This is a genomic window from Sphingomonas sp. ACRSK, assembly GCF_022346685.1.
GTDB lineage: Bacteria > Pseudomonadota > Alphaproteobacteria > Sphingomonadales > Sphingomonadaceae > Sphingomonas > Sphingomonas molluscorum.
The window spans coordinates 1-5,564 of the sequence record NZ_JAKRNR010000068.1 but is presented as its reverse complement, the minus strand read 5'-3'; the positions used below and the strand labels follow the sequence as shown (position 1 = coordinate 5,564).

General features: G+C 66.8%; 4 protein-coding genes and 1 pseudogene. All 5 read left to right on the top strand.

Annotated elements, in window-relative coordinates; translation table 11 throughout:
* A pseudogene (locus MHZ35_RS17590) lies at window positions 1-189 on the top strand (terminase); the annotation flags it as partial.
* Window positions 155-2,146 carry a phage terminase large subunit family protein gene (locus MHZ35_RS17585; RefSeq protein WP_239436810.1) on the top strand — a complete coding sequence of 664 codons (1,992 nt, stop codon included), beginning with the start codon at window positions 155-157 and terminating at the stop codon, window positions 2,144-2,146. The pseudogene MHZ35_RS17590 and the gene MHZ35_RS17585, both read left to right, overlap by 35 nt.
* Before the next feature lie 2 nt (window positions 2,147-2,148).
* Entirely contained in the window at window positions 2,149-2,361 is a 213-nt protein-coding gene (locus tag MHZ35_RS17580; RefSeq protein ID WP_239436809.1) for a hypothetical protein, read from the top strand.
* Window positions 2,362-2,379: 18 nt separating this feature from the next.
* Window positions 2,380-3,897 (top strand): phage portal protein, encoded by a 1,518-nt coding sequence (locus MHZ35_RS17575; protein WP_239436808.1) that lies wholly within the window; start codon window positions 2,380-2,382, stop codon window positions 3,895-3,897.
* Window positions 3,898-5,564, top strand: a 1,667-nt coding sequence (locus tag MHZ35_RS17570; RefSeq protein WP_239436807.1) for a ClpP-like prohead protease/major capsid protein fusion protein, incomplete at its 3' end; no start/stop codon positions are given.

The window sequence follows — 5,564 nt, the reverse complement described above, 5'->3', positions numbered from 1 at the left end:
GTGATCGTGATGATCGTCGCCCAGCTCCAGCAGGTCGGCGCCCGTGTCGCCAAGGGTGACACGAAGCTGCGCGCCCGAGTGGATGCCGAGATCAACAACGTCCTCACCGACTTGAGCATGGCCCGGATTGAGGAGGCGCGCGGCGGGGGCTTCGATGACAGCGAGCCCGAAGAAGAAGGGGACGATTGAGCCCTATCAGGCGCCGGGTCCGCATGGTGTAGCGCTCGCCCGCGCCTGGTTGGCTGCCTGCAAGCCGCGTGAACGTCCGCCGCTGTCAAAGTTCATGGTCGAGCATGCGCGTTCCGACGATGGTGCGCGCATTCGGCCGTTCCCGTTTCAGGCGGACATCGCCGACGCGTTCACCGATCCGGAGACGTCGCAGCTGTCTGTGCGGAAGAGCAGCCGCATCGGCTACTCGACCATCCTGCAGTGCTTCGTCGCCTGGCGCATCAAGTTCGATCCGGCCCGCACGCTGATTTACCAGCCGACGATCGACGACGCCGAGAAGTTCAGCCGTGACGATCTGGACCCGGTGCTCCAGTGGCCGGTGGTTCGCTCCGTCGCCACCTTCAAGCCCCGGCATGCCGACAACCAGATCCGGGCGAAGCGCTACAAGGGCGGCTGGATCCAGATTAAGGGCGCGAACAGCCCCAAGGAGTTCCGGCGCGTCACCTCCGACGACGTCTTCCTTGAGGAATGCGACGGCTATCCCTGGGCGTCGAAGGAAGAGGGCGACCCCGCGCGGCTGGCGTACAAGCGCAACCTGACGTCGCCCCGCCGGTTCAGCGCTGCGGGCTCGACGCCGAAGGTGAAGGGCTTCAGCCGGATCGACGATCTGTTCGAGCTGGGCAGCCAAGAGTTTCGTTACGTCCCGTGCCCGCACTGCGGCGAGATGCAGCAGCTGGTGTTCGGCGATGGCACGGGCGCTGGCATCCGGTGGGAGCCGAAGGAGAACCCGACCCGCGCCTGGTACCGGTGCGTCAACGGCTGCGACATCGACGAAGCCGACAAGGCGGCGATGGACGAGGCGGGCGAATGGCGAGCGCACAACCCAGCCGCGTTCCCGCGCCATCGTTCGTTCCACATCTGGGCGGCGTACAGCCAGCATCCGGGTGCGGCATGGCTGGAGATCGCGCGCGAGTTCATGGAGGTCCGCAAGGATCCGAACCTGCTGCGTACCTTCGTCAACCAGGTGCTCGGCGAGGCATGGGCCGAGCGTGGCGAGGCTCCGGAGTGGCAGCGCCTCTATGATCGCCGGGAGAAGGCGATGCGGCTGGGAACGCCTTCGGCTAAGGCCGGACTTCTCGTCGGGGCCGCCGACGTCCAACGCGGTGGCGGTGGTCGCATCGATCTCGACATCTGGGCTTTCGGCCAGAACGGACGGCGTGAGTTCGTCGAGCGCATCGAGGTCTTCGGCTCGATCTCCGACAAGGAGACCTGGAAGAAGCTCGACGCGGAAGTCGCTCGCACCTGGACCAGCGAGGATGGCCGGGTCATGCGCCTGGCGCGCGTGGCGATCGATTCCGGCGACGGCGAGAACACCATGGAGGTGTACGCCTGGGTTAGGCGCCATCCCGGCTTCGTGATGGCGGTGAAGGGCCGGCACATGATCACGGCGAACCAGCCGATCGGATCGCCGACCTGGCAGGACGTCACCGTCAACGGCCGCAAGATGAAGCGCGGCGTGCGGCTATGGAACATCGGCACGTCGATGCTGAAGCTCGAACTGTTCGGCGACCTGGAGAAGGAAAAGCCGGTCGACGGCGAGGAATACCCGGACGGGTATGTCTTCCTGCCGGACGGCACCACCGACGAGTGGATCAAGCAGCTGGTGGCGGAGGAGCTTCGCATCATCCGGCTGCGCAGCGGCGGCTTCCGCAAGGAGTGGCACAAGGTCCGCGATCGCAACGAGGCGCTCGACAACGCGGTCTATGCCCGTGCCGTTGCCTTCTCGCTGGGTGTGGATCGCTGGCGGGAAAGCGACTGGCAGAAGGCCAGGGGCGAGTTCACGAAGCCGGCGCCCCCGCCGGTTCCCGCCCCAAAGCAGGTCCCTGACGATCGCGCTCCCGCTCAGCCAGCTGCCCCAGCTGCGGCGAAGAAGCCGAAGCCCAAGCGTGCCAATCCGTTCACCAGCCGAGGGAGGTAGGAATGGCAGACACGAAAACCGCCCTCGACGCGATCCGAGCCAGGATCGTCGAAGCCCGCAAGGTGACGTTCGCCGACGGCCGATCGGTGGAGAACCATGCCCTGGACCAGCTGCTGAAGGCAGAAGAGGTGCTAGAGGCTCGCCTACGGATGGAGACGACGGCGAAGAGCTCGATCGTCCGCCGCCGCGTGCCGTTTTACCGGAGCGGCCTGTAAATGGCCGAACGTTCCTTTATGGACCGGCTGCTGCGACGGTCGGCTGCCGAGCCCGCGCCCGCCGTCGCGAGCGATCGCAAGCGCATCCGTCCCGGTCGCGGCGCACGTGCGGAATACGACGGGGCGACGCTCGGTCGGCGCGCGGCGGGCTGGCGGCGCACCCGGTTGGATGCCAACGGCGAGCTCACGCCGGCGGTCGCCGCGGCGCTGCGCGGTATCGCGCGCGACCTCGTGCGCAACAATCCCGTCGCGGCGCGCGGCGCAGCCACGATCGCGAACAACATGGTCGGGACCGGCATCACCTTCCAGGTGTATCGGGACGGGGAGATCGATGACCGGCTGAACAAGCTGGCCCGCCGTCATCTCGACACCACCGCATGCGACGCCAGCGGTCGGCATGATCTCTACGGCCTCCAGCTCCAGGCGGCGCGTACCATCGTGGAGAGCGGCGCAGTCGTCATGCGTCGCCGCTGGCGCCGCGCTTCGGACCGGCTGCCGCTGCCGTTCCAGCTGCAGGTGATCGAGCCGGATTACATCGACCCCTCCAAGCATGGGCCGCTGTCGACCGCGCCGGGTGTACAGGGCGGGTTCCTGATCAACGGTGTGCAGTTCAGCCCGTTGGGCGCGCGCGAGGGGTACTGGCTCTACAACGGCCATCCTGGGGGCGGCCGTGCCGACGCGCTGGGCTCGACCTTCGTGAAGGCTGCGGACGTCGCGCACGTTTTCCGCGCCGACCGCCCGGAGATGGAGCACGGCGCCACCTGGTTCGCACCTGTCATCCTGCGGATGAAGGATTTCGGCGACTTCGAGGATGCGCAGCTGACGCGCCAGAAGCTCGCCAGCGCGTTCGTCGGCGTCGTGACTGGCGAAGATCCCGACGGGGTGATCCCCGGCATTGCTCAGGAAGAAGGCGGGCCAGACGATCGCGAGCCGCTCGACTACATCGAGCCCGGCACGTTTCAGTATGCGCGGCCGGGTGAGGATGTCACCTTCTCCAGCCCGCCGGGCGTCGATGGCTATGCGGACTACACCAAGGTGTCGCTGCGCGCCGTCAGTGCTGGCCTGGGGGTGCCGTACGAGGCGCTCACCGGTGACCTGTCCAACGTCAACTTCTCGTCCGGTCGTATGGGCTGGTTGGAGTACCAGCGGTCCCTGGCCGCGTGGCAGTGGGCAATGTTCATCCCCCAGTTCTGCGGCGCGGTGGCCGGCTGGTTGATCGATGCCTTCGCCATGGTTGGCGAGGACGTAGAGGGTGTCACCGTCCGCTGGACGCCGCCGGGTCGGGAAATGATCAACCCTGCCGAAGAGATCAAGGCGACCCGCGACGCGATCCGTTCGGGCCAGGACACAATTTCCGCGGCCGCTCGCCGTCGTGGCGAGGACCCCGATACCTTCCTCGCCGAGCTCACCGCTGACTTCGCTCGGCTCGACCGCCTCGGGCTGATCCTCGACTGCGACCCGCGCCGGGTGACCGCCGTCGGCAATCCTGCGGAGCAACAAACCTCCGCCCAGCCCGGCCAGCCTCAGGGGGCCTGAATGCTCGAAATCCTAATCTACGGCATCGTCGGCGACGAGTGGGATGGGCTGGATGCCAAGACGCTCTTCGCCCTGATCGCCAGCGACGATGGCGACCTCGTGGTGCGCATCAACAGCCCCGGCGGTTACGTCATGGAAGGGCTGGCGATCTTCAACGCGCTAGCCGCTGCCAAGGCCGCCGGCCGCAAGGTGACCGTCCATATCGACGGGCTCGCGGCCTCCATGGCTTCGGTGATCGCGATGGTCGGCGACGAGATCATCATGGCCGACAACGCCCTGATGATGATCCACAATCCCTGGGATGTGGCGATCGGCGACGCCCGCGAGCTCCGCGCGACGGCCGACAAGCTCGACGTGATCCGCGACCAGCTCGTGCGGATCTACTCGGGTCAGACCGGGCTCACTGCCGACGATCTGATCCCCATGCTCGACGCCGAAACCTGGCTCACGTCCGAGCAGGCGCTCGAGCAGAAGTTCATCACGTCTGTGTCGGAGGCGTCGAACGCCGCGGCCTGCAACGTGTCAGCATTCGGGTTTCGCAAGGCCCCCGAAAGCCCGGTCATCTCCGCCATGGCGATGCTGGGAACCCCGCGGACGGCCGCTGCCGCTCCTAAACGTCCACAGGAGAAAACCATGGACCTCTATAAGACCCGCGCGGCGCTGGTTGCCGCGATCGCCAAGTTCCAGAAGGATGGTGGCACACAGGACGAGATCGACAAGATCACCCGTTCTGCCGTTGCTCTCGATGCGCAGGACGCGCTACCCGCCACGGGGGCGCTCGCTCTGACTTCGGTCACCAGCCTCCCGGCAGCTCACACCGACACCTCCGCTGTGGCACTCACTGCGGTCGACGTGCAGAACGCCGTGACCGCTGAGCGTACCCGTGTCGGAACGATCCGCGCGCTCGGCGCCAAACACAACCTGCCTGCCGACTTCATCGACGGGCTGGTGAATGACGGCACGGCGCTCGCCACCGCGCGCGAGAAGATCCTCGACAAGCTGGCTGAGGAAGGCGACGCCGCCAACGTGGGGCACAACAGCCCGGCGCGAGTGACGGTCGACCAGCGTGAGAAGTTTCGCGAGGGCGCCACCAACTGGCTGCTCGTCAAGGCGGGCGTCGCCCACCTCGTCGAGAAGGCGGCTGCGCTGAACGGCAAGCCCGTCAAGATCGATCCGGGCGAGTTCCGCGGCGTGCGCAACGTCGACCTCGCGCGTGAATCGCTCGGCAATCTGGGCGTGAACATCACCACCCGCGACCCGGACCAGATCGTGCGCCAGGCGATGACGTCGCAGGGCGCGGTGATCACGCAGACGACCAGCGACTTTCCGGTCCTGTTCGAGAACGCGATCCATCGCACCCTGCAGGCGGCCTACGCGACCACGCCCGACACCTGGACCCGGTTCTGCGGTACCGGCACCGTCACCGACTTCCGCCCGCACAGCCGGTACCTGCGCGGCTCGTTCGGCGCGCTCGACAATGTGAACGAGGCTGGCGAGTTCAAGAACAAGCCGATCCCCGACCTGGCGAAGGAGGCGATCACCGCGTCGACCAAGGGCAACATCATCAACCTGTCGCGCCAGGCGATCGTCAATGACGACATGGAGGTGTTCTCCGGTCTCGCCGTCGATCTCGGCCGGGCCGCCAAGCTGACGATCGAGATCGACGT

Excerpts from the sequence above, each read along its gene's own strand:
- MHZ35_RS17575 (WP_239436808.1), top strand. The coding sequence starts at position 2,380 with ATGGACCGGCTGCTGCGACGGTCGGCTGCCGAGCCCGCGCCCGCCGTC.
- MHZ35_RS17585 (WP_239436810.1), top strand. The coding sequence starts at position 155 with ATGACAGCGAGCCCGAAGAAGAAGGGGACGATTGAGCCCTATCAGGCG.
- MHZ35_RS17580 (WP_239436809.1), top strand. The coding sequence starts at position 2,149 with ATGGCAGACACGAAAACCGCCCTCGACGCGATCCGAGCCAGGATCGTC.